The sequence below is a fragment of the Bombilactobacillus sp. ESL1097 genome (assembly GCF_058107205.1).
The window spans coordinates 669,740-692,037 of record NZ_JBYLUB010000001.1; the positions used below are offsets into that span (position 1 = coordinate 669,740).

Consider the following 22,298-nt stretch of genomic DNA (forward strand, 5'->3'; position numbering starts at 1 on the left):
AATTAAATTATTGTGCTCATTCTATGCTAAACTATTGATAGTCTGGAAATAATAAATGAGGTAACTATCTTGAAACCAAATTGGCGGCAGCTTACATGGGCAACTTATGGTCTACTGACTGTGCAGATTGGTGTTTTTTTATGGGAAACATTCAATGGTGGAAGCTTTAATACGCAAACTCTGATCAGTGCGGGAGCACGGTTTAACGGTCTCATTGCCCAAGGCCAATGGTGGCGTTTGCTAACACCCATTTTTGTCCATATCGGCTGGTCACATTTAATTATTAATTCGTTAACACTCTATTTTGTAGGGGTTCAGTTAGAACGCCTCTATGGTTCAGGACGTTTTTTAATAATGTACTTAGTGAGTGGAATTGGTGGCAATTTATTTGGCTGGGCCTTTGGCAATGCTAATGCTCTAGCTGCAGGCGCTAGTACGAGTCTATTTGGTTTGTTTGGGATTTTTGCAGCCTTGGGCTTTATTTTTGCCAATAATCCGGCTGTGAAATCGTGGTCCAAACAATTTATCATTTTAATTGTTTTGAATTTAATTACGGATCTGTTCATGGGGCAAATTGATCTCTGGGGTCATATCGGCGGCGTGATTAGTGGTATTTTATTAGCTGGATTGATCCCCGTGCCTCATCAGACCAGTGGTTTAGCACTCAGTAAAAGATTATTTTGTGGTGGATTGTTAGTTATTTTGGCCCTTGGTTTGAGCTATTTAGGAGTGCAACGCGGATGAAGGAAACGAATATTCAAACACTGTACGATGTGCAACAAGTGTTAAAACGTTTTGGCATCTATGTCTATGTTGGTAAACGGATTTGGGATATTGAGTTAATGGCAATTGAATTGGATCGCTTATACCATGAACAAGTAATTGATCAACCAACTTTCATTACTTGTAAAGCAGTTTTACATCGGGAACATCGAATTGAAGAAGGGAAAGGCTAATATGATTGATCAAAAGGTAATTGGCGTGGATTTAGGTGGTACGACTATCAAGTTTGCTATCTTAACGCCACAAGGTGAGATTCAACAACGTTGGAGTATTCAGACCGATATTTTGAATGATGGTAATAATATTATTCCGAGTATTAGTGCTTCCATTAATGAGCATTTGCAGTTATATCAAATGTCTGCTGACCAATTTTTAGGAATTGGCATTGGCACGCCGGGTAGTGTCAATTATGAGACTGGTCAAGTTGATAGTGCGTTTAACTTAAATTGGGACCGTCCCATGCCGTTAAAGGAACAGCTGGAACGGGAAACGGACTTAAAAGTCGTTGTTGAAAATGATGCTAATGTAGCAGCTTTAGGCGAACGGTGGCAAGGAGCAGGTGATAATGCAGCTGACGTGGCGTTTGTTACTTTAGGAACTGGTGTTGGCGGCGGCATGATCGTTAATAACCAAATCGTGCATGGTGTTGGTGGCGCCGCTGGTGAAATTGGTCACCTAACAATTGATCCGAACGGCTTTTTATGTACTTGTGGTAAAAAAGGTTGCTTGGAAACTGTGGCTTCCGCCACGGGAATTGTGCGCACGGCGCAAAAGTTATCACAAGAGTATGCGGGTCCTGCGCAGTTAAAAGCTCTAATTGATGATGGGCAAATGATTTCTTCTAAAGATGTTTTTGATTTAGCCCAGAAAGCAGACCCTTTGGCACAAATGGTTGTCCACCAAGTGTGTGAACAACTGGGATTAGCTTTGGCCAATGTTGCAATGACGTTAAATCCCAAGTATATTATTATTGGCGGTGGTGTTTCTAATGCCGGTAATTATTTATTAGAACAAGTGCAAGCTGCTTATGAACGGTTTGTTTTTCCGGCTGTTAAAAGGACTACTTCATTACGGTTAGCTACTTTAGGCAATGAAGCTGGGGTTATTGGTGCGGCATCGTTAGTTGTGCAACCACATTAGTTTAGTTAATGTGTGCTTGTAACAACATTATTAGTGTTTAATCATAATTATTGTGTGAGGTGTAGATGTGTCGTTTTTAAATTCATTACTGTTAGTTATTGTTGTTATTGCTCTATATTATGGAATCTCATGGTTGTATTATTGGTTGCGCGCCCGACAATTAGGTGGTGCCTTGGAAGAAGAAGAGTTTGAAGCCACTATGCGTAAAGCACAGCTGATTGATTTGCGTGAAAAAAAATATTTTGATTCAGGACATATCTTGGGAGCGCGCAATTTACCTTATACACAGTTAAAAATGTTAATTTCAGAATTACGTCCCGATTTACCAGTTTATCTTTATGAACAAGGAAACACGTTAAGCATTCGGGCGGCTATTAAACTTAAGAAACAAGGTTTCAGCAATGTTAAATGGTTGAAACATGGTTTTAATGAATGGAATGGCAAAACCAAAAAGACTACGAAGTTGTAATAGTTTTAGGTAGATACTTAAGCCAGGAGGTTCAGATTAGCTTTTGTCTAGGATAAAAAAATAAAGCTGGTACAAAAAAATGCTCGTATTGCTACGAACATTTTTCTTTATAATAGTTCCTTTTTAACTAATATGGGCAGAATGTGCTTTGCGGTTGGCTTTACGCCGGTTTTCATCAATTCGATCTTCTGCTTGATCGATCGGTTGGATAACTTTATGATGATAAGTTAATGCTGAACCCACCACGGCTCCTGCAGTGGCTAAGGAACCAATTATAATACCTGGAACGATACCTTTTCTTTTCATCAGCTTGACCTCCTTTTATCTACTCTTAATTATTAACAAACTCTGTTGCAATTTCAACTAAAATTCCTGATTAATTTTGGAAACCAAGGAGTAATAATGGTTCAAAAAGCAATCGTCATCGTCGGTCCTACTGCGGTGGGGAAAACCGATCTGAGTTTACAGTTAGCCCACCAAGTTCAAGGTGAGATTATTTCCGGTGATTCGATGCAAATTTATCGGCATTTGGATATCGGCACCGCTAAAATTTTACCAGAGCAACAGCAGGGAATTCCGCATCATTTATTGAATATTCGTGACGTGCAACAAAGCTATACGGTTTACGAGTTTCAACAAGCTGCTCAACAGTTAATTACTGAAATAACTCAACGGCAGCATGTTCCAGTGGTGGTAGGCGGAACTGGTTTTTATATTAAAGCCTTGACGCAAAACTTACAATTAGGAGGAGCAGCGAGTCGGGAGCAGTCTTTGAAGATTAGACAGCATTATGAGCAACTACTAGCACGTTTTGGAGCTACATATTTGTGGGACTTGTTGGCACAACGAGATCGACTGGCTGCCAAACAAATTGCTCCGGCTAATACTCGCAGAGTCATCCGCGCTTTGGAGGTTTATGATTTAACTGGGCATCAGTTTAGTCAGCAACAGCAAGCAGCTGTGCCACAACGCTTTTTAATTATTGGCTTGACGACGGCCCGTCCGGTTTTGTATCAACGAATTAATCATCGGGTTGATTTGATGGTTGAGCAAGGTTTAGAACAAGAAGCTGACTGGTTGTATCAACAAAAAGAACAGGTGCCACAGGCGCAGGCCGCTATCGGTTATAAAGAATGGTTTGCTTATTTTCAAGGTGAAATTTCCCGACCAACGGCGATTGAGTTAATTAAGCGTAATTCACGGCGCTTTGCCAAACGCCAATTAACCTATTTTCGACATCAATTAACGCTACAGTGGTACGATTTGTTGCAAAATCCACAACAAGTATCGGTGGTACAACAAGTAATACAACATTTTTTGGAGGAATGAGAATGAATTGGACAGAAGAATTACCACAAAAAGTTCAAAGCGCAATACAACAAGTTGATCAAAAAATTCAACCATATTTACAAGTCATTGATCAACGCATGGAAAATAACCAAGCCAAAGTTTTGCAGGCTTTTCAAGACCAACAAGTTGCTGAGAGTCATTTATTCGGTTCCACGGGGTACGGCAATAATGATGAAGGGCGCGAAGTCTTGGATGCTGTTTATGCGCAAGTTTTTCAGGCGCCAGCAGCTTTGGTGCGTCCCCAATTTGTTTCGGGTACGCATACGTTAGCAGTGGGGCTCTTTGGCTGCTTAAAGCCAGGACAAAAGTTATTGTATATCACGGGTAAGCCCTATGATACGTTGCAAGAAGTAGTGGGCTTAACGGGCAGTGGCGTTGGCAGTTTAAAAGAGTACGGTGTGCAATTTGATTATGTGGCCTTAACTGCAGAGGGAAAAGTTGATTATCAAAAGTTGGCGCAAAAGTTAACAACATTTCAACCAGATGTGGTTGCGATTCAACGCTCACGGGGTTACGATCCGCGGCCAAGTTTTTTAGTTGCGGAAATTAAGGAAATGATTGCCTTTGTCAAACAACGACTTCCAGAAGTAATTGTTTTTGTGGATAATTGTTATGGTGAATTTTCGGAAGAAATTGAACCTACGCAAGTCGGTGCCGATTTAATGGCAGGCTCTTTATTTAAAAATGCTGGTGCGGGCTTAGCAACGACAGGTGGTTATTTAGCGGGACGTGAAGATTTAATTGAACGCAGTGCCATTCGCTTAACTGCTCCGGGTATTGGGCGTCATGAGGGCGCCACGGGGAGTAATTTACGTTGGATGATTGAAGGCTTTTTCTTAGCACCACAAGCAACTGGTAATGCGATTAAAGGGGCGATTTTTGCGGCGGCCTTGCTAGAAGAATTAGGTTTTCAAGTGACCCCGCGCTTTGATGAACCGCGCACGGATTTGATTCAAACGATTATCTTAGGTAGCCCTGAGAAAATGGTCCAATTTGCGAAAGCGATTCAAAAATATTCACCGATTGATTCCTTTGTTGATCCAGTACCGAGTGCCATGGATGGCTATGAAGACCAAATTGTGATGGCCGCAGGAACTTTTGTGCAAGGATCAACGATTGAACTATCAGCTGATGGCCCTCTACGGCCACCGTATGCGATTTATTTACAAGGTGGTTTGACTTATGCGCATGCGAAGATTGCCATTGCGCATGCTTGTGCCGAAATTTTGTAATATTTTTAATAGATGTAAGCTTTGCTAACATGAAATGTTGACAAGGCTTTTTTTAATTGATAAGGTAGCTATATGTTCGAGGTTGTAAAGCATGAGTGAGAAAAGTATTCGGCGCAACTTAGCAGTATTAACGGTAGGCACAGTCACTAAGTTAACAGGATTAACACCACGACAGTTACGATACTATGAAGATTTTCAATTGGTTAAACCACAGCGAAGTGCGGGAAATCAAAGACAGTATTCGCTTAATGATGTTGATCGCTTGCTAGAAGTCAAAGATTATTTGTCTTCGGGGATGAATATGCACGAGGTGGTTCGTGTCCTAACTAAAAAGGAACCGGAAAATTATTGCTTATCTGCTACTGAGACAATGAGTGATTCAGCTGTCCGCAAAATCTTGTCACAGGAAATGTTACAAGTGGGTCGCTTGAATAACCAAGACTCGAATAATTCATTTTAATTAAGGAGACGATTGGTTTTATGGTGTCAAAGAAGTATACTGCTCAAGATATTCGCCAAATGGCAAAAGAAGAACATGTCGAATTTTTACGATTAATGTTTACAGATATTAACGGTATTTTAAAAAATGTGGAAATGCCAGTTGATCAATTGGATATGATTTTAGATAATAAGGCCACTTTAGATGGTTCTTCAATTGATGGCTTTGTGCGCATTGAAGAGAGTGATATGTTACTATATCCTGATTTGGACACTTGGTTAGTTTTCCCTTGGGGATCAGAACATGGTAAAGTAGCACGCTTAATTTGTGATGTTCATACGGCTGATGGCGAAGAGTTTGCTGGTGATCCACGCAATAACTTACGCCGCATTGTCCAAAAAATGCATGATATGGGCTTCACGAGTTTTAATATTGGACCAGAACCAGAGTTCTTCTTATTCAAATTAGATGATCAGGGCCAACCGACGTTGAACTTAAATGATAACGGCGGCTATTTTGATTTTGAACCGGTAGATTTAGGTGAAAATTGTCGGCGCGAAATTGTGCTGGAATTAGAAAAGATGGGCTTTGAAGTTGAGGCTAGTCACCATGAAGTTGCTCCTGGTCAACACGAAATTGATTTTAAATATGCTGATGCTATTGAAGCAGCAGATAACATTCAAACTTTTAAATTAGTTGTGCGTACCGTTGCCAGGAAACATGGCTTACATGCCACCTTCATGCCAAAACCACTTGAAGGCATTAATGGTTCCGGTATGCATATTAATATGTCTTTGTTTAATCAAGATGGTAATGCCTTTTACGATCCAAGTACGCAAAATCAATTGTCACAAACTGCAATGTATTTCTTAGGTGGCTTGTTGCAACATGCCCAAGCACTAACAGCGATTAATAATCCAACAGTTAATTCCTACAAACGCTTGGTTCCTGGTTTTGAGGCCCCAGTTTATATTGCTTGGTCTGGAAAGAATCGTTCACCATTAATCCGGGTACCAATGGCTCGTGGTAATGGAACTCGCTTAGAAATGCGGAGTGTTGATCCAACAGCTAATCCGTATTTAGCGATTGCTGCTATTTTGTATAGTGGTTTATCAGGTATTCAAAAGCAAACGACACCAGTTCCGCCAGTGAACCGTAATATCTACAAAATGACGGAAGCCGAGCGGCAGGATAATCAAATTTTTGATTTGCCATCAACTTTGCATAATGCAGTGAAGGCATTGAAAAAAGACCCAGTGGTTAAGCAATCAATGGGTGATCATTTATATAAGAGCTTTATTGATTCCCGTGAGTTAGAATGGGGCGCTTATCGCCAAACAGTTTCGCAATGGGAACGTGATCAATACCTGAAACGCTTTTAAATTTAATATTAAATCTCGAAAATGTCCGCAAAAGTGTTGCGGGCATTTTTTGCCTTTAAAATGAAGTCCAAAGCAGAATAATAGTTGACTTGGAGCCAGCTCTAAGGTTTAAACTATCATTAATTATAATTAAAGGAGAATGGCGTTTATGAAAACAACAATTTTTGTGAAACCAGGACACGTGGAAGTGCAAGAGGTACCCACACCTCAAGTTCAAGCGGATGATGATGTTTTAATCAAAGTTAAACGAGCTTGTGTTTGCGGTTCGGACTTGTGGAAATATCGCGGTTTAGATCCTCGGCCAGCCAATTCTGATAATACTGGTCATGAAGCTTTAGGCGTGGTGGAAGCTACGGGTAATGCTATTACGACTGTTAAACCTGGTGATTTTGTTATTGTGCCGTTTACGCATGGTTGTGGCCATTGCGCGGCTTGTTTAGCAGGTTATGATGCTAGTTGTCAAGTTAATCACGGGCAATTAAGAAACGGAATGCAGGGGCAATATATTTTAAGTCAGCACAGTGAATGGAATTTGATTAAAGTTCCAGGTAAATATGAAGATTACAGTGATGGAATGTTGAATTCCTTGTTAGCGTTGGCTGATGTCATGGCGACCGGTTATCATGCTGCCAAGAGTGCGCGGGTTAAACCGGGTGATAGCGCTGTGGTTGTTGGTGATGGTGCGGTCGGTTTATGCGGTGTGATTGCGGCCAAAATGCGGGGTGCTAAGCAGATTATTGCTATGAGTCGACATGAAGATCGGCAAAAATTAGCTCTAGAATTTGGCGCCACGGATATTGTGGCTGAACGTGGTGAGCAAGCTGTGGCGAAAGTGCTGGAATTAACCCACCAAACGGGAGCTGATGCTGTTTTAGAATGTGTGGGGACTAAATTATCCATGACGACAGCCATGCAAGTTGCGCGTCCCGGGGCAACTGTCGGCCGCGTTGGGGTACCACATGACGGTGATTTACAATTTTCTGATTATTTCTTTAGTAATGTTAATGTGGCTGGTGGTCCGGCATCCGTAACCACTTATGATAAACAATTCTTATTAAAAGCAGTCTTAGATGGGGATATTCATCCAGGAAAAGTGTTTACCAAGCGGTTTGATTTGGATCAAATTGATGCAGCTTATCAGGCAATGGATCAACGCCAAGCTATTAAATCATTAGTGATTGTTGATTAATTAAAGTCAGCTAATAAAAAAGGCAACTTTCAAGTTTGAAAGTTGCTTTTTTAGTCAATTAGTCAAGCAGAATTTATCTTTTTAAAGTATATTTGACGGCAGCCTTATATGTATCAATAGCTGTCCGTGAACGCTCCACACTTAATTTAGCTGGGGTATAATTTTGACTGACATAAGCGTAATAAATGATATTGACCAAAAACAGCTGAGTTTGCAGTGAATCGGTGGCAGCAATCCGCATACTACTTTCAATCGGATGCGAAGTTTGCAGCCCAATATCGGCATATTTAGTCAAAGTGTTTTTGCCAAAAGCCGTCATCGTGACGACAGGAATGTGCGATTTGCGGGCATACTGCGCCATGGCAATGGCTTCTGGTGATTCGCCTGAATTGGAAACTAGCCAGAGTAAACTATTTTGCTCGTTAGAGTTAACGACCAGTGGTAAAAATTGGTTAATATCATCGTTATAACTGGTGGCGATGCCAAGGCGTGCCCATTTCTGAGCAATATCTTGAGCCACTAAATTAGAAGCGCCGACACCAAAAACCATAATTTTTTGAGTTTTACTTAATTCTTCAACTAAGTTTAAGACTACTTTACTGCGAATCTGCTCAACGGTTTCTTTCAAAGAACGCTGTGTATCGTGTAAGAGTTTATTTTTAATGGAAAGAATACTTTCGTTTTCTTGAATATCAGCCTGAATAATTTGGTCAGCATCAACATCTTGTGAGAGATCATAGGCTAATTGTAATTTTAACTGATTATAATTGTCGAAGCTTAGATTTCGAGCAAAGCGGCTGACAGTAGCGGGACTAGTCTGTGCGACTTGCGCAAAGTCGTGCACATTCATCGTGATGACTTCTTGGGGAAATTGTTTTAAATAATCAGCTAATCGGCGTTCAGATTTAGACAGTTTAGAATAAATTCCATCAATATTTCTTTGGACACTCATAATGTTCCCCCTAATTTAAAATTGCTTGCACTGTTTTGGCAATCCGCCCCTCGTTAGCTTTGAGCGCTTTTAAGGCAGCCATTTCATCTAAGCCAGTTAAGATCATGACAATAGCCACTTTAGGGCGATGGTGCGCCTGTTCAAAGGTCTGGATGGCGGTTTCTTGGTCGCAGTCAGTAGCTTCGCAGATAATTCTTTGAGCGCGATCGACTAACTTTTCATTGGTTGGTTGGACGTCAACCATTAAGTTGCCATAAACTTTGCCCGCTTCAATCATGGCCGTGGTTGAAATCATATTTAAAACCAATTTTTGGGCAGTGCCCGCTTTCATTCTGGTGGAGCCGGTGATGACTTCTGGTCCGGTGACCACTTCAATGGGAAAGTCGGCATGTTGACTAATGACTGCATCGGGATTACAGGATAGAGATCCAGTTTGAGCACCGATTTGCCGGGCATAATCCAATCCGCCAATGACATATGGCGTGCGACCTGAAGCAGCGATTCCTAAATAAAAGTCTTTCGGTCCAAAGTTTCGCTCAATTAAATCTTGTCGCCCCAGTTCGGGATTGTCTTCGGCACCTTCAACCGCTGTTAACATAGCTTTTTGTCCGCCAGCGATCATCGCCTGAAAAACAGTCGGTGCTACTCCATAAGTCGGGACAGTTTCGGCTGCATCTAAAACGCCTAAGCGTCCGCTAGTACCGGCCCCCGCATAAAAGACGTGCCCGCCTTGGGTAAGGCTTGTTTTGATAGCAGTGACTACTTGGACTATTTGTTGGAGAGTTTCCGGTTGACCGATGATGCTGGGAACCGTTTGGTCTTCTTGGTTAATTAACTGTAAGATTTCATAGGTTGAAAGTTGGTCAATATTAGTTGTTTTTTGATTACGTTGTTCAGTTGGTTTCAATTAAAATTTTTGCCCTTTCACATAAATAATGAAAATGGATATCAAATATTATTTCATCAGATTGAAATTATATTTCATTCAGTTATAATTTAACTGAAATCGTTAACTAAGTCAAATACAAATAGCCAGAACAAAAAGTTTTTAGATTATTTTATAATTTTGTAATAATTTTATAGTATTTTGAATTATAATGAAGGAGAACATTCCAAATGTTAGGTTTTTCAGTTTATTTGTCCCAGCCATTGGATGCCCGAGTGCAACATTATCTGCAAACGATGGCTCAAATTGGTTTTCAAGGTGTATTTACTTCATTAAATTTACCGGAGGATGATGCTGCCGTTTTGGCCCAGCGCTTACAACAATTAGCTAGTTGGTGTCAGCAAAATAATCTGGCTTTAATGGTAGACTTATCTGATTTTGCATTAAAACGCTTAGGTTGGTCGCTAGCAGATCCGCACAGTTTACAAAAACTGGGTTTAACGGGAATTCGTGTTGACGCGGGATTAACTTGGCGCCAAGTCGCTTGGCTGAGTCATTATTTCACTGTGGCTGTGAATGCTAGTACCTTTAATGAGGCCGATTATCAGGCCTTGTGTGCAAATAATGCTGATTTGGCGAATATTGAGGCGTGGCATAATTATTATCCGCGTCCCGAAACCGGCTTGGGTATTGCATGGTATCAGCATCAGAACCAATTCTTACAGAACTTAGGTTTAAAGACAATGGGCTTTATTGCCGGAGACGGTAGTTTGCGTGGCCCTTTGTATCAACATTTACCAACGTTGGAAGCACAGCGTGAACAATTACCGTTAGCCAGCTTTTTACAAATACGGCAATTAGCGACTGATCATGTTTATATTGGTGATAACTCGTTGAGTGCTTTGAGTCAGGCAATGTTTGTGGCGTATTTAAAAGAGCAAGTCGTTGAATTATATTTTGCCGATTTACCACCTGTTTTGCAAAAAACATCCTGGCATAATCGTCCAGATGTTGCTCAACAGGTAGTTCGTCTGCAAGAAAGTCGACAACGGCAATTACTTAGTTGTGCTGTACAACAAGTCGCTCAGCGTCCGCGCGGAACATTGACCTGTGATAATGAGCGGTATCAGCGGTATGCTGGCGAATTACAAATAACAAAATGTGACTTGCCCGAAAATCCAGCGGTGAATGTGATTGCCCATTTGATACCAGCGCAATTAGACTTGTTGCCATACATTGGCGCAAACCAAAAACTACAGTTGCTAGCTGCAACTGTGAACTAAACTTTAGGAGGAGAAACCCATGGCGAAAGATAACTATCAAGCAATTGGTCAAGGTATTTATGACCACGTTGGCGGTCCAAATAATGTTGTTAAATTAATTCATTGTATGACAAGAGTCCGTTTAACAATTCGTGATGAAGCTCAAGTAGATTTAGAAGGACTAAAGAAAGTTCCAGGAGTGTTGGGAGTTGTTCAAGAAGACACTCTGCAAGTAATTGTTGGTCCCGGTACTGTTAATAAAGTGGCGCAAGCTATGGTTGATCAAGTAGGGGTCAAATTAGGAGATCCTTTTCCGCAGACAGCGGCTAAGTTTGATGGTAAAAGTGCAGTTGAAGCTAAGGCTGCGCAGGTACATGCTGAGCATAAGGCGCAACAAAAGCAGACTTGGTGGCGTAAAGCCCTAAAACATATTAGTGCCATTTTCATTCCACTGATTCCAGCCTTTGTTGGTGCGGGGTTAATCTCGGGCATTGCGGGAATTCTAGGTAATCTGCAAGTTGCAGGCACTTTGAATCAGCAATGGACGCCGTTTATTACAGTTCTAAAAGTAATTAATAGTGGTTTATTTACTTATCTAAATATTTATATTGGCATTAATGCAGCGCAAGAATTTGGTGCCACTCCCGGTTTAGGTGGGATCTTAGGTGGTCTAATTTATTTACCAGGAGTTGTCGCACCGATTTCCTTACCGAATATTTTTACCGGTAAAGCCTTAGTAGCCGGTTCCGGCGGGGTGCTTGGTGTGTTATTTGCTGTTTGGGTGATGGCTTATTTAGAAAAATGGTTGCATAAATGGATTCCGGATGCCGTAGATATTATCTTTACGCCGTTTTTAACCTTATTGGTGATGGGCTGTTTCACGATCTTTTTAATTATGCCCGCAGCCGGCTGGTTATCAGCATCGCTTGTCGGGGGCATTAATTGGATCTTGAAAGTCGGCGGTGCTTTTGCTGGTTTTGTATTAGGCGCCGTCTTCTTACCAATGGTGATGTTAGGTCTACACCAAATTTTGACGCCGATTCATTTGGAAATGATTAAAAATACCGGTTCCACGCCACTATTGCCGATTTTAGCCATGGCCGGTGCCGGGCAAGTCGGTAGTGCCATTGCATTATGGATCAAATGCCGAAAAAACAAACAGTTAACAGGAATGATTAAAGGTGCTTTGCCTGTGGGAATTCTTGGTGTGGGCGAACCGCTGATTTATGGTGTGTCATTACCATTAGGGCGACCGTTTATTACTGCCTGTATCGGTGGCGGAATTGGTGGCGCAGTGATCGGGGCGTTTCACGTCGGCGCGACTTCGATTGGTCCTTCTGGTGTGGCCTTGATTCCGTTAATTGCTCATGGCAAATGGTTACAATATATTCTCGGATTATTGGCAGCATATCTCGGTGGTTTTGTGATGACTTATTTCTTTGGTGTTCCTAAGACAGCGATGGCCTCCACCAATGTTGATGGTAGTTTAGTTACTGAGGCAGACACTGCAGAATCCAAAGAGCAATCAAGTGCACCCACAGCAGTAGAACAAGCTTTGGCGCTGCAACCTCAAGTAGGCGCAGTTAGTCAACTGGTCGCACCAGTGGCTGGTGAATTATTAGCTTTAAGTGATGTCCATGATGATGTCTTTTCACAAAAATTATTAGGTGATGGCTTTGCTTTAGAACCGACGCAAGCACAGATTGTGGCACCGACGACAGGAACTTTAGTTAGTTTGACGGAAACTAAACATGCATTTACTTTAAAATCCGAAACGGGACTAGAAATTTTGGTCCATTTAGGCATTGATACCGTAGAATTAGGTGGTCAACCCTTCGAATTCACGGTTAAAGCCGGGCAACAAGTGCAAGCAGGACAAGAATTAGGAACAATGGACTTAGCGCAAATCAAAGCGGCTAATAAAGAAGCTACAGTGATGACCGTAATTACCAATATGGCTGCGGTGCAAGAGTTAAGTGAACTATCTTTTAATCAAGTCACTGCTGGTCAAGCCGTGCTACAAGTTAAAAATAAGTAAAATAATAGATACAATTGAACAATAAAAAAGCGGACTGCTATCAAGTTAGTCCGCTTTTTTATGTAGATAAATTTTGAATTCTTATTGAATCATACTTTTTAAATATTCAGGAATGCCAAAATAAGCAATAAAGGCGGTGGCATTCAGTTGGTCAGCAGTCAGTAGCTGATCATAAATTGGAAGGATTAATCTGACAGCAGTAGTGTCTGCCTCTAATTCCATGACCTTTTTATAGCAAGAATGGTAGAGTGCAGCATAATTATTGTGATGACAAAAAATATGTCCCATTTCATGAGCTAGTTGAAAGGGAATTTCACGTTGGTTTGGCCAATTAGCGTTTAAGGCAATTCGCTTTGTTGCGGGATAAGAGCAGGGTGCCGTTTGGGGAGCTAATGAAAAAGAATGCACTACGATTTGATTCATAGTCGCAATGTTCAATAAATAGTCAAAGATTTGATCATGCAGAGAAAACCATCGCCTTTAGATTATTAATGATTATTGTTTAGATGTAATTCCTTGCAAGAATCTTCGTAAAACTCTCATATCTTCTGAACTTATGGTTTTTCCCTTATAAGTAAATGTTAGATTATTGTCTGCTAAATCTACTGATTGAATGCTTGTATCTTTCTTAGATGAAAGTGTGAGAGTGTCTATAGAAACACCTAAAACCCTAGAAATTAGTTGTAATGTATTTAAATCAGGTGTGGTATAGTCACGCTCATAGTTAGAAATTACTTGGGCTGATTGTACTACTAAACTTCCCAATTGACCTTGGGTTAAATTCTTTTGTTTGCGATACTTTCTGATATTTTCACCAATAGTTGCCAAAATGTATACTCCTTATTGATTGTAATATATCAAAAGTAACGGTTATTGTTATTATACTAACGCAAATATTGAAAAAAGTATTTACAATAACAAAATGCGTTAGTATAATGATTTTAGATTAAGAAAATCAACAATATGTAAGTAAGGTTATTGATTGTTACTCATTTTGTCCACCTTTTAAAAAGCGAAACATGACGTCTAAATCTTCTTGGGGAATGACTTTACCCTCATAAGTCATCACGACATTATCGTCAGTAATATCAATATCTTGTTTACAAGGTACGATTTGTTTGAGGTTGGATTTTCCCAGTAAGTAATCAGTAGAAACATTAAAGAAGCCAGCAATTTGATTGATTTTTTTGATCGACGGTTCGCGCGTTTCACGTTCCCAAGTACCAATCGTTTTGCCAGAAACATCTAGCTGGGAGCCCAATTCTTCTTGTGTATAGTTCTTTTCTTTGCGTAAAGTTCTTAATCTTTCACCAAACATAATAATTAACCTCGTATTAAGAAATTACTACAATAAGTAGTAAAATTAAACGCACAGAACGTAGTATTATACATTGACAAGCTACTTTTTGTAGCATAAGATTGTTCTTGTAACTACTCAGTGTAGTTTTAAGGTGGTGATGAGAAATGAATAAATTAAAAGATATTCGAAGGGAGCGTGGTTGGACTCAAAGTTATTTAGCCGAACAATTGCATGTTTCGCAAAAAACGATCAGTGCTTGGGAGCGGGACTTTCGTATTCCTCCGGCCGCAAAAATGCAGCAGTTAGAAGATCTTAGCCAAGTACCTAAAGAACAAATTTTTAGTTCGGCGTTTAATTATAAAGGTGATTTAAAGGTTAGTGAAAACAATTACTAGCAAAAAGGATTAAGATAAAATTTTTAATCTATGGCCTGAAAGATGTGACAAATACATAACAACATCTCGAATAGACTATCAAATTTAAATAGTAATTGGTTTTAATAAATGAAAGCGATAATATTTAAAAGGAGATCAGTTTCATGAGAAAAAGTAAGAAATTATTGTTAACGTCAATGACAGCGCTAGCATTAGCCGGCGTCGGGGTTGGCACAGTTGGGACTTCAGTTAATTTAAACACGATTCATGCTGATAGATTAGTAGCAGCAGCAGGAGGTAGATCTACGCCTAATAATTCAGTTTCTTTTAACAATATTAACTCAGCTTATCCTGATTTTGATCGGGCTTATCCTAAAGCTTCGAATGAATTGGTCGATAATCAAAAAATTGATACTAGGAATACTATAAATTTTGTATCGGGAGTTTATGACAATGAAACACCCAATTTTGCACATTGTTTTGCTATTCCCCAAGGAACGATAACAGTTAATCAAGGAGAAACTAAAACTATAAAAGTTCCATCAGTTACAGGATTTACTCCATCAGTACAAAATGTTACTTTTACTAATTCTTCAGGTTTACAAGTCGAACAAGAACCAGAAGATGTTTATTATTATTCTAATTCTAATATGGATACTTCAAAAATTCCAAATAATATTACAAAGACTAGAGGAATCATTATCCTTGGCAAGGAAGAACCAATCTATAAAATTGTAAATCATACATTACAACCTACTAATGGAACTTTGGCAAAAAATTCTCAATGGATTTTCGATCAACATGCGTTAACATATAACCATCCATATAAGAATGGCAAGGACAGCTCATATAATACTGAGTATGTAAAAGTTGCACCTAATTCATGGGTAGAATTAGGTACAGATTCTCAATTCGGTTTGAAACCAATTAAGGAACATGGAATATTAAAGCTTTTAGTAGGAGGTTCTCCAGTAGCCGGTAATTTAGAAGGCGACGTTCTAAAACAGACTGTCACTCTCAATGGAGATAGCGAATGGAAATATACTGCCAAATATATAAGTAGAAATGGCGAAAAAGTTTTTTATCAGATTGCGCCTGATACTTTAGTTCCTGACTCTATAGTAGATATAGAAAAATAATTATTAAACCATATTGGAAAATAACTTAACACTAAAATGTCAAGACACTGGTTCTTGGCGTTTTTAGTATGCAATTCTTTCAATTATATTTTTTAGAAAGGCGAGAACTTGAAATGAAACTAAAAACTTCATTATGTATAGCAACTTTCTTAGCACTGGGTATTGGGAGTCAGTATCAGACTTCAAAATTGCAAGCCGCTAACTATTATTATCCAGTAGCAACAGTAAAAAATTCAGCGCAATTATATAATATTGGTGGTCAGCCAATTAAGCAGTCGTTGGCTGCTAATACGGCTTGGCGGATCTTAGATATTCAAACGGTTAGTGGCCAATCAATGTATGAAGTGGCTCAAAACATGTGGCTTCCCAGTTCAGAGAGTTCGAATAATTTTACACCACAGCATTATAATTACCATGTGGTGCGCGCCATTGCCCCTAAGAGCGGCTATGCACCATTATATGATAATCAACAAAAATTAATTGAGGCACGTGTAGTGCTAGATTTTTCGGATTGGCGCGTTGGTAAAGTCAAAACCGTTGGTAATGTCACTTACTATCAAATTGATGGTAAGGAGTGGTTGAGTTCTAATGATGGGGTAGCTAACTTTACTGCTCCTAACCAGTCAGGGCAAACAGTAACTAATAACTTGGGCGTTGCTAATAATCAGCCAAGTAACAATGATACTAACGTCAATACGGCTACTGGTAGTGCTAGTGGTGGTTCAACAAGTAGTAATTCCACGAATAATGCTAATCCGACAACTTCGACGGGCAATGATAATCCAATAAATAGCAGTAATACGAGTCCTAACAATAATGACAGTCAAACGTTAGATCCTAATAATTTGACTCAGGCCCAATTGCTCGAATTGAATCAGTATGCACTGGATGTAATTAATGGTTACCGTCAAAAAGCGGGTGTAAAACCTTGGATCTTAAATAATTCTGCGATGAGTTTTGCTAGTGATGTGGCCAAGCAATATCAAGCGGATAATTGGTCGATATTTGAGCATATTCAGCACGTTGGTCCTACAACAGAAGCACATGATATCAGCGCTATTACTAAGATGGCTGCCAAGTATGGCTTAAATGATGGTGGACAATTTTATGAAAATGCCGAAACATCACCTTATCAAAATCCAACGACAATGGCTGGCTTCAAGCAAGATATTGCCGCGGCTATTCACGATATGATTTATGATGATGCGGCTTCTAACTGGGGGCATCGTGATAATTTACTGAGTTCTGGTGGATTTGCTAGTCAAGCGCAAAAGAATACCTATTTTGGGATGGCTTATAATCAATTACCTAGTGGCGAACGTATAACGCATTTTATCTCAGTACCTGAGAATTATATCCAAGATTCTGATCTCTTTCATATTCCCGGTCAAGCTCACGTTCAAAAGTACGATGTGAACAACTTACCACAGGATCAATTATTAGAATTGAATCAATACGCGGTCGCAGCCTTAAATAAATTGCGCAAGTCGGTTGGCAGTCAATCCTTACTTTTGAATCGCTCAGCGATGAGTTATGCCAATGCGATTGCTCAACAAAACTTACAAGAAAATCAAGGGTTGAACTCTAATAATCATGGTTCTTTCAATTCTACCTTCATGCAATTAGCTCCAAAGTATGGCTTGGATAACAGCGGGCAGTATTATGAAGAAGTGGAAAGTTTTGCTGATACGCCTAAACAAATTAGTATGCCGGATTTGAAACAAGACATTGATCGAGCAATCAAAAACATTGCCGATGATGAAATTAATGATAGTCTGTTGTTAAGTACTGGTGATTGGAGTGACAATAATACTGCAAATGATTACTTTGGTCTTTCATTGTATCGCCTAAGTAGCGGTGAGATGATTATTCATTTTATCTTAGTACCTGAAAAGTTGATTGTAGATCATTCATTATTTGATACTTCTGCCAATCTTTAAAGTTAGTATCTAAAATGTATGTATAGTAAAAGCCACTCCTTCAGGGCAAGGAATGGCTTTTATTGGATATTAATGTCACAGCAGATCTATTCAGATTGTTTTAAAATTTTTAGACTATGGATCAAATTGAGGGCTGAGGCAATTAAATTGACAGCGGCTATGGTAGTAACTAGTTTACGTTTAAAGTTTTCGTCATCCAATGGAAGTTTCTGAAATAAGTTTTTCATAATTATTGTCCCCCTAAGGTAACTATTAATACTAGATACATTATATCATTTTACGTGTGGTACTATTTAAAAAATGTTTAAAATAAAAAGCCTGATTAAGCTAAACTTTACTATCTTTAGTCTAAGAAAGTTAATCCTATGTCAGACTTTTAAGCGTCATCAAGATCTCTTAGCTTACAATATTTAATTAATATTTGCTTTTAGACGCTTGGAGAGAATTACTAGCATTAGATATAATACTTTGGTTGCAACCTCCATAATATGCAACACTCGGAGGTGAGTAATTATGTTCAACCAATTTTTAATATCAGTAATATCTGGTATTATCATTTCCATATACATGTGGCGGATTAATAAACGCTAATTTTAGCGCAAGTAAAAAGGCATCTAGTAACTTACCGTGGTCAACTAGATGTCTTTTTGTATTGCTTTGAGTAAAATGCTCAACCAATTTCGCATTTATAGTAACACAATTATTCTTGATATCCTAACAATTTAATTTGTAGACAATTCCATAATTGGAGGCTTTTTACTATGTATAACGCGTGGTACTAGTTAATTTTTCTACTTCGTTTACACAAATACCAATCTATCTCGAGTAGTTTGATCTTTTGAATATATACTAAAGGTATGCTACAATTACATCGAAACGTGAAGATGATTTAAACAAAACGACACAAAAGCCATTCCTAATTGCGATAGGAATGGCTTTTTTTTGTGTGGTTACAAGACAACTCGAATTTACTTTTTATGATTTTTGCGTAACCAATCAATAATCATTTGACCAAATATGCTCACAAACAATGGAGCAATAACTGACGTGAAGATAATATAAAACAAAAACGGCACCCCCTCTCGGGGCGAGTTGCCGTCTAAAATTATATCATAAAAAATTTCGTAATCTGGGGGAAATATTATGGACGAAAAGCCAGATTTCAGGGACATTATGGTAGTGTAAATAATTTGGCATCGAATACTTTAATAAAGATTATCTCTTTTATTTTGTGATGACTATATAGTATAGTGTATATACTAAATCGAGGAGGCTTGATGATGACAAATAGTAGTGTTAAACCATTCAAATCAGGTAATTCGCTTGCGTTTAGAATAACTAAGAAGGATAGTGAGTTACTGGGATTAACTGAAGATACCATGTTTGAAAAAGTGGTATCACCAGATGGAAAGTCTATCACTTTTAAAAAGAAAGAAGCTGTTCCAAAAGAATTAGATCAATTTATTGATGATTTTTATCAAAAGAATGGTGAATTAATGACTGAGTTAGAGAATTTATGATATGGAATATTTAAGCAAAGAGCTGCTGGTGGAGGTTAATCAAGCTGTCATCGAGCGTTCCATCAACAGAGATTTTGGGATTCAGTACAGTGAAGGACTAGATATAATCGTTCAACAGCCACAACAGATTTTGTTCGGTCGGGAATTATGTCCGACTATTTGGCTGAAAGCGGCGTTCATTGTACAGAAAATAATCAAGAAGCATATTTTTCAAGATGGTAATAAAAGGACCACCTTGATAGCAACTGCATTTTTTTTGGATATGAATGGTTATCATTTAGAATTTGACTTAGAATCTGGGAAGCTATTCATTTTAACGGTAACCAATGAACCGGATGATGAACAAGTTATGCTTGCAACTGCCAATTGGTTGAAAAATCATAGTTCTAAAAAATAGATTTTATTTCTAAGCACTCAGTAGGAGTGCTTTTTTATATCCAAAATTAGAGGGTGTGGTGAGATGACGTGACAGTACACAAAAATTCACAAAATAAGGATTTTCATAGCTTGAACAGTGACCGGAAAAAGACGGTTAAGTTGCTATTTGAAGATACTTTGACAGATGAAGAGATTGCCAAACAAGTGAATCGTAGTCGCAGAACACTGGCAAAGTTGAAGAACGATCCATTGTTCATTGAAGCACAACGTGAATAACTAGATGAAGCTTTGCCAAACTCCAATGATTGTCAAAAAGTAATTATTAGTAATTCAGCTTTTTTCAACACAATCTATCTTGAGAGATTCTCGAATGTTAAGAATCGTGGAATTTTATAGATGACGTTTCTTTTCTATTATTATGAATAAACTATTTATGAAACTATAGTGCTCATTCATTTCCTTTTTAGTGGGTGTGTCAATAAGATGGTGTTAAGATATTAATCCAATCTTGAATTAAAGATTGCAAGCTAGAAGATTCTCGGTTACCCTTAAATAGGTCTGACATAGGATTCACTTTCTTTGGCTAGGGATAACCGAAGTGTAGCCTAGTCAGGATTTTTATTTCAACTAATTTTTAACTAGCACCACGCGTATTATTAGCATTTTTATCCAATTTTGATTTGTACATGAATTTTTTACTCGTCCTGTATTACTTTGCAACCTGGAACTTATTAGGTTTAGAATAAGTAACTTTTAAAAAATAATATTGACAAAGGTACTTAATGTTCAATATAATATTAATTGTTTGTCGCAGTGGCTCAGCTGGATAGAGCAACGGTCTTCTAAACCGTAGGTCGTGGGTTCGAATCCCACCTGCGACATTTTTTGTACCTTAATATGCTGCAATTCACAATCTGATAGCACATAAATGCTATTTTGTAAGTGTTTTGCTGTTGGATTCATTCACAATTACAGTCGAAATTTGGTGAACATTTTGGTGGAACTGTGCATTCTTATTTATCAAGCAGGGCACCTTTAATTGATAAAAAGGGCAATTATGTACGGACTGTGACTAACGGTGAGATTTATAAGTCAAAATCAATGCTAGCTGGTGTTATCAAGTATTGGCTAATTAATATCTACCAGCTTTGTATACAGCTGGCAGTGGTAAGTAAATAAAAAAGTTCCCAATGTGAGAGCTAAACATAATTAAATTGTGGGATTTTGGGAACGATTGTGCTACATATGAATATGTAGTAAAAGATGTTAGCATTAGGTTTATGTAACAACAAAAGAAGGCGCTCAAAACTTTGGTGGAAGTTTAAGATCGTCTTTTTTTGTTTCAAAAATTATTTGTGATTATCTAACTATTTTTTAAACATGGTTACTAAACAACCAGAAATAACTGCTGAAACAATTTGTAAAAAAGTTTTATTAGCACTAGTTTTCCCCCCTCATGTTGCTGCGTCGGGACTGCAACTTAAATATTATATTATAATGAAAGTATTTATTTTTAATTAAACATTGTTTCACTATGGTGAACATTAGACTTTTTATTCATATTTTTTGAGCAATTACAACTAAAAAGTTTTTTCTGGTATTTAAATATCGCAATGCCAAAAGTTGTTTTTGTTAGTAATTAAAAAGCTTTATGAAAAAATAGATATTGTTTCATTGCGACACATTTTTTAATTATAGTGTCACTTTGAGATAGTTATGTTATACTTGTCTTGCAAGATGTTAGTAATTCTTTGCATACAAACACAAAAGCCATTCCTATGCTGGTAGGAATGACTTTTTTTTTGTGTGGTTGTCCATGACAACTCATTTTTTATCATTATGTTTGCCGTGCAACCAGTCGGCAATCATTTGATTCACTGCACCGACAATAATTGGTGCAATGATCAATGTTAGTAATTCTTTGAACATACAATCACTCCCTTTCGGGGCGAGTTGCCATTAAAAATTATATCATGAACAATTAAGTAATAGTGTAGCCTGGCAAATCAAGCCAAATGGATATTTTGTCATTATCTATAAAGTTAAAAACTTTGATGATTATCATCAGGCGTACTAGGATATGTGCTTTGTCTTTCTTTAATTTTACTTCTAATTAGTTGAAAAATAATTTTTGCTTGACTTAGAGTTAGCTCTAAGTTGTAAAGTTAACTTATTCTAAGTCGGAGGTGCTTTACTATGAAGAAACAAACAGCCGGACGTGAGAACTTAGGTGATTTTGCGCCCAAATTTGCAGAATTAAATGATGACGTTTTATTTGGAGAAGTTTGGTCACGTGAAAAAGAATTATCACCACGTGATCGTAGTTTAGCCACCATTGTTGCCATCATTACTGCCGGTAATTTTGAACAATTACCAGCTCATTTAAAGATGGGAAAACAAAATGGCTTAACTAAAGATGAAATCAGTGAAATTATCACGCATATTGCTTTTTATGTTGGTTGGCCGAAAGCATGGTCAGCATTTAATATTGCTAAAAAATTCTATGAAGAACAGGGAGAATAATA

General features: G+C 38.4%; 25 protein-coding genes and 1 tRNA gene. 19 read left to right on the forward strand and 7 right to left on the reverse strand.

What is annotated here, in order from left to right:
- Positions 1–69 precede the first annotated feature (69 nt).
- From AC3B6D_RS03230 to AC3B6D_RS03245, 4 genes are all read left to right on the forward strand, one after another.
- The gene (locus AC3B6D_RS03230) at positions 70–744 is read left to right on the forward strand and encodes a rhomboid family intramembrane serine protease (RefSeq protein ID WP_489774896.1); all 675 of its coding nucleotides are present in this window, start codon (positions 70–72) and stop codon (positions 742–744) included.
- 11 nt (positions 745–755) lie between these two features.
- Complete coding sequence (locus AC3B6D_RS03235) at positions 756–956, forward strand: YqgQ family protein (RefSeq protein ID WP_489769839.1); 201 nt, start codon at positions 756–758, stop codon at positions 954–956.
- Between the two features lie 4 nt (positions 957–960).
- Entirely contained in the window at positions 961–1,923 is a 963-nt protein-coding gene (locus tag AC3B6D_RS03240; protein ID WP_489774997.1) for an ROK family glucokinase, read from the forward strand.
- Positions 1,924–1,990: 67 nt separating this feature from the next.
- Positions 1,991–2,392, forward strand: coding sequence for a rhodanese-like domain-containing protein (locus tag AC3B6D_RS03245; RefSeq protein ID WP_489757456.1), 402 nt, complete (start codon positions 1,991–1,993; stop codon positions 2,390–2,392).
- Positions 2,393–2,515: 123 nt separating this feature from the next.
- Here AC3B6D_RS03245 and AC3B6D_RS03250 read toward each other — a convergent pair whose 3' ends face one another.
- Positions 2,516–2,698 carry a DUF3042 family protein gene (locus tag AC3B6D_RS03250; RefSeq protein WP_489757457.1) on the reverse strand — a complete coding sequence of 61 codons (183 nt, stop codon included), beginning with the start codon at positions 2,696–2,698 and terminating at the stop codon, positions 2,516–2,518.
- Positions 2,699–2,794: 96 nt separating this feature from the next.
- Here AC3B6D_RS03250 and miaA point away from each other — a divergent pair, with 96 nt between their 5' ends.
- The 5 genes from miaA (at position 2,795) to AC3B6D_RS03275 (ending at position 7,984) form a co-directional block, all read left to right on the forward strand.
- Positions 2,795–3,721, forward strand: coding sequence for a tRNA (adenosine(37)-N6)-dimethylallyltransferase MiaA (miaA, locus tag AC3B6D_RS03255; protein WP_489774897.1), 927 nt, complete (start codon positions 2,795–2,797; stop codon positions 3,719–3,721).
- A 2-nt stretch (positions 3,722–3,723) separates the two neighbouring features.
- Complete coding sequence (locus AC3B6D_RS03260; protein WP_489774898.1) at positions 3,724–4,974, forward strand: methionine gamma-lyase family protein; 1,251 nt, start codon at positions 3,724–3,726, stop codon at positions 4,972–4,974.
- 91 nt (positions 4,975–5,065) lie between these two features.
- On the forward strand, positions 5,066–5,434 hold the full coding sequence (locus AC3B6D_RS03265) for a MerR family transcriptional regulator (protein WP_489757460.1): 369 nt from the start codon (positions 5,066–5,068) through the stop codon (positions 5,432–5,434).
- A 20-nt stretch (positions 5,435–5,454) separates the two neighbouring features.
- Positions 5,455–6,795, forward strand: coding sequence for a glutamine synthetase family protein (locus AC3B6D_RS03270; RefSeq protein WP_489757461.1), 1,341 nt, complete (start codon positions 5,455–5,457; stop codon positions 6,793–6,795).
- A gap of 148 nt (positions 6,796–6,943) precedes the next feature.
- Positions 6,944–7,984, forward strand: coding sequence for a zinc-dependent alcohol dehydrogenase family protein (locus tag AC3B6D_RS03275; protein ID WP_489757462.1), 1,041 nt, complete (start codon positions 6,944–6,946; stop codon positions 7,982–7,984).
- Positions 7,985–8,057: 73 nt separating this feature from the next.
- On the opposite strand, the gene AC3B6D_RS03280 is transcribed toward AC3B6D_RS03275, so the two are convergent.
- Positions 8,058–8,936: a MurR/RpiR family transcriptional regulator gene (locus AC3B6D_RS03280; protein ID WP_489757463.1), complete on the reverse strand. Its 879-nt coding sequence runs from the start codon at positions 8,934–8,936 to the stop codon at positions 8,058–8,060.
- Positions 8,937–8,946: 10 nt separating this feature from the next.
- Positions 8,947–9,843, reverse strand: coding sequence for an N-acetylmuramic acid 6-phosphate etherase (murQ, locus tag AC3B6D_RS03285; RefSeq protein WP_489774899.1), 897 nt, complete (start codon positions 9,841–9,843; stop codon positions 8,947–8,949).
- A 209-nt stretch (positions 9,844–10,052) separates the two neighbouring features.
- Here murQ and AC3B6D_RS03290 point away from each other — a divergent pair, with 209 nt between their 5' ends.
- The gene (locus AC3B6D_RS03290) at positions 10,053–11,105 is read left to right on the forward strand and encodes a MupG family TIM beta-alpha barrel fold protein (protein WP_489774900.1); all 1,053 of its coding nucleotides are present in this window, start codon (positions 10,053–10,055) and stop codon (positions 11,103–11,105) included.
- Positions 11,106–11,124: 19 nt separating this feature from the next.
- Positions 11,125–13,122, forward strand: a complete 1,998-nt coding sequence (locus AC3B6D_RS03295; protein WP_489774901.1) for a glucose PTS transporter subunit IIA — start codon at positions 11,125–11,127, stop codon at positions 13,120–13,122.
- 81 nt (positions 13,123–13,203) lie between these two features.
- On the opposite strand, the gene AC3B6D_RS03300 is transcribed toward AC3B6D_RS03295, so the two are convergent.
- The 3 genes from AC3B6D_RS03300 to AC3B6D_RS03310 form a co-directional block, all read right to left on the reverse strand.
- Positions 13,204–13,545 (reverse strand): ImmA/IrrE family metallo-endopeptidase, encoded by a 342-nt coding sequence (locus tag AC3B6D_RS03300; RefSeq protein WP_489774902.1) that lies wholly within the window; start codon positions 13,543–13,545, stop codon positions 13,204–13,206.
- Positions 13,546–13,617: 72 nt separating this feature from the next.
- Positions 13,618–13,950, reverse strand: a complete 333-nt coding sequence (locus AC3B6D_RS03305; RefSeq protein WP_489757468.1) for a helix-turn-helix domain-containing protein — start codon at positions 13,948–13,950, stop codon at positions 13,618–13,620.
- 157 nt (positions 13,951–14,107) lie between these two features.
- The gene (locus AC3B6D_RS03310; RefSeq protein ID WP_489774903.1) at positions 14,108–14,440 is read right to left on the reverse strand and encodes a helix-turn-helix domain-containing protein; all 333 of its coding nucleotides are present in this window, start codon (positions 14,438–14,440) and stop codon (positions 14,108–14,110) included.
- A gap of 146 nt (positions 14,441–14,586) precedes the next feature.
- Here AC3B6D_RS03310 and AC3B6D_RS03315 point away from each other — a divergent pair, with 146 nt between their 5' ends.
- The 7 genes from AC3B6D_RS03315 to AC3B6D_RS03345 all read left to right on the forward strand — a co-directional run bounded on the left by AC3B6D_RS03315 (position 14,587) and on the right by AC3B6D_RS03345 (position 20,654).
- Positions 14,587–14,817, forward strand: a complete 231-nt coding sequence (locus AC3B6D_RS03315; protein ID WP_489757470.1) for a helix-turn-helix transcriptional regulator — start codon at positions 14,587–14,589, stop codon at positions 14,815–14,817.
- Positions 14,818–14,960: 143 nt separating this feature from the next.
- Positions 14,961–15,935: a hypothetical protein gene (locus tag AC3B6D_RS03320; protein WP_489757471.1), complete on the forward strand. Its 975-nt coding sequence runs from the start codon at positions 14,961–14,963 to the stop codon at positions 15,933–15,935.
- A 113-nt stretch (positions 15,936–16,048) separates the two neighbouring features.
- Complete coding sequence (locus AC3B6D_RS03325) at positions 16,049–17,875, forward strand: SEC10/PgrA surface exclusion domain-containing protein (protein WP_489774904.1); 1,827 nt, start codon at positions 16,049–16,051, stop codon at positions 17,873–17,875.
- A gap of 1,280 nt (positions 17,876–19,155) precedes the next feature.
- Positions 19,156–19,395 carry an AbrB/MazE/SpoVT family DNA-binding domain-containing protein gene (locus tag AC3B6D_RS03330; protein WP_489757474.1) on the forward strand — a complete coding sequence of 80 codons (240 nt, stop codon included), beginning with the start codon at positions 19,156–19,158 and terminating at the stop codon, positions 19,393–19,395.
- A gap of 1 nt (position 19,396) precedes the next feature.
- Positions 19,397–19,792: a type II toxin-antitoxin system death-on-curing family toxin gene (locus AC3B6D_RS03335; protein ID WP_489757475.1), complete on the forward strand. Its 396-nt coding sequence runs from the start codon at positions 19,397–19,399 to the stop codon at positions 19,790–19,792.
- Positions 19,793–19,860: 68 nt separating this feature from the next.
- Positions 19,861–20,049, forward strand: coding sequence for a hypothetical protein (locus AC3B6D_RS03340; RefSeq protein ID WP_489774905.1), 189 nt, complete (start codon positions 19,861–19,863; stop codon positions 20,047–20,049).
- 531 nt (positions 20,050–20,580) lie between these two features.
- Positions 20,581–20,654 (forward strand) — tRNA-Arg (locus AC3B6D_RS03345).
- 943 nt (positions 20,655–21,597) lie between these two features.
- Here AC3B6D_RS03345 and AC3B6D_RS03350 read toward each other — a convergent pair.
- On the reverse strand, positions 21,598–21,702 hold the full coding sequence (locus AC3B6D_RS03350; RefSeq protein WP_489757477.1) for a type I toxin-antitoxin system Fst family toxin: 105 nt from the start codon (positions 21,700–21,702) through the stop codon (positions 21,598–21,600).
- 267 nt (positions 21,703–21,969) lie between these two features.
- On the opposite strand from AC3B6D_RS03350, the gene AC3B6D_RS03355 reads away from it, so the two are divergent.
- Positions 21,970–22,296: a carboxymuconolactone decarboxylase family protein gene (locus AC3B6D_RS03355; RefSeq protein WP_489757478.1), complete on the forward strand. Its 327-nt coding sequence runs from the start codon at positions 21,970–21,972 to the stop codon at positions 22,294–22,296.
- The last annotated feature ends 2 nt before the right edge of the window (positions 22,297–22,298 follow it).

Excerpts from the sequence above, each read along its gene's own strand:
- AC3B6D_RS03250 (WP_489757457.1), bottom strand. The coding sequence starts at position 2,698 with ATGAAAAGAAAAGGTATCGTTCCAGGTATTATAATTGGTTCCTTAGCC.
- miaA (WP_489774897.1), top strand. The coding sequence starts at position 2,795 with ATGGTTCAAAAAGCAATCGTCATCGTCGGTCCTACTGCGGTGGGGAAA.
- AC3B6D_RS03260 (WP_489774898.1), top strand. The coding sequence starts at position 3,724 with ATGAATTGGACAGAAGAATTACCACAAAAAGTTCAAAGCGCAATACAA.
- AC3B6D_RS03265 (WP_489757460.1), top strand. The coding sequence starts at position 5,066 with ATGAGTGAGAAAAGTATTCGGCGCAACTTAGCAGTATTAACGGTAGGC.
- AC3B6D_RS03270 (WP_489757461.1), top strand. The coding sequence starts at position 5,455 with ATGGTGTCAAAGAAGTATACTGCTCAAGATATTCGCCAAATGGCAAAA.
- AC3B6D_RS03275 (WP_489757462.1), top strand. The coding sequence starts at position 6,944 with ATGAAAACAACAATTTTTGTGAAACCAGGACACGTGGAAGTGCAAGAG.
- AC3B6D_RS03280 (WP_489757463.1), bottom strand. The coding sequence starts at position 8,936 with ATGAGTGTCCAAAGAAATATTGATGGAATTTATTCTAAACTGTCTAAA.
- AC3B6D_RS03290 (WP_489774900.1), top strand. The coding sequence starts at position 10,053 with ATGTTAGGTTTTTCAGTTTATTTGTCCCAGCCATTGGATGCCCGAGTG.
- AC3B6D_RS03295 (WP_489774901.1), top strand. The coding sequence starts at position 11,125 with ATGGCGAAAGATAACTATCAAGCAATTGGTCAAGGTATTTATGACCAC.
- AC3B6D_RS03300 (WP_489774902.1), bottom strand. The coding sequence starts at position 13,545 with ATGAATCAAATCGTAGTGCATTCTTTTTCATTAGCTCCCCAAACGGCA.
- AC3B6D_RS03310 (WP_489774903.1), bottom strand. The coding sequence starts at position 14,440 with ATGTTTGGTGAAAGATTAAGAACTTTACGCAAAGAAAAGAACTATACA.
- AC3B6D_RS03315 (WP_489757470.1), top strand. The coding sequence starts at position 14,587 with ATGAATAAATTAAAAGATATTCGAAGGGAGCGTGGTTGGACTCAAAGT.
- AC3B6D_RS03320 (WP_489757471.1), top strand. The coding sequence starts at position 14,961 with ATGAGAAAAAGTAAGAAATTATTGTTAACGTCAATGACAGCGCTAGCA.
- AC3B6D_RS03325 (WP_489774904.1), top strand. The coding sequence starts at position 16,049 with ATGAAACTAAAAACTTCATTATGTATAGCAACTTTCTTAGCACTGGGT.
- AC3B6D_RS03330 (WP_489757474.1), top strand. The coding sequence starts at position 19,156 with ATGACAAATAGTAGTGTTAAACCATTCAAATCAGGTAATTCGCTTGCG.
- AC3B6D_RS03335 (WP_489757475.1), top strand. The coding sequence starts at position 19,397 with ATGGAATATTTAAGCAAAGAGCTGCTGGTGGAGGTTAATCAAGCTGTC.
- AC3B6D_RS03350 (WP_489757477.1), bottom strand. The coding sequence starts at position 21,702 with ATGTTCAAAGAATTACTAACATTGATCATTGCACCAATTATTGTCGGT.
- AC3B6D_RS03355 (WP_489757478.1), top strand. The coding sequence starts at position 21,970 with ATGAAGAAACAAACAGCCGGACGTGAGAACTTAGGTGATTTTGCGCCC.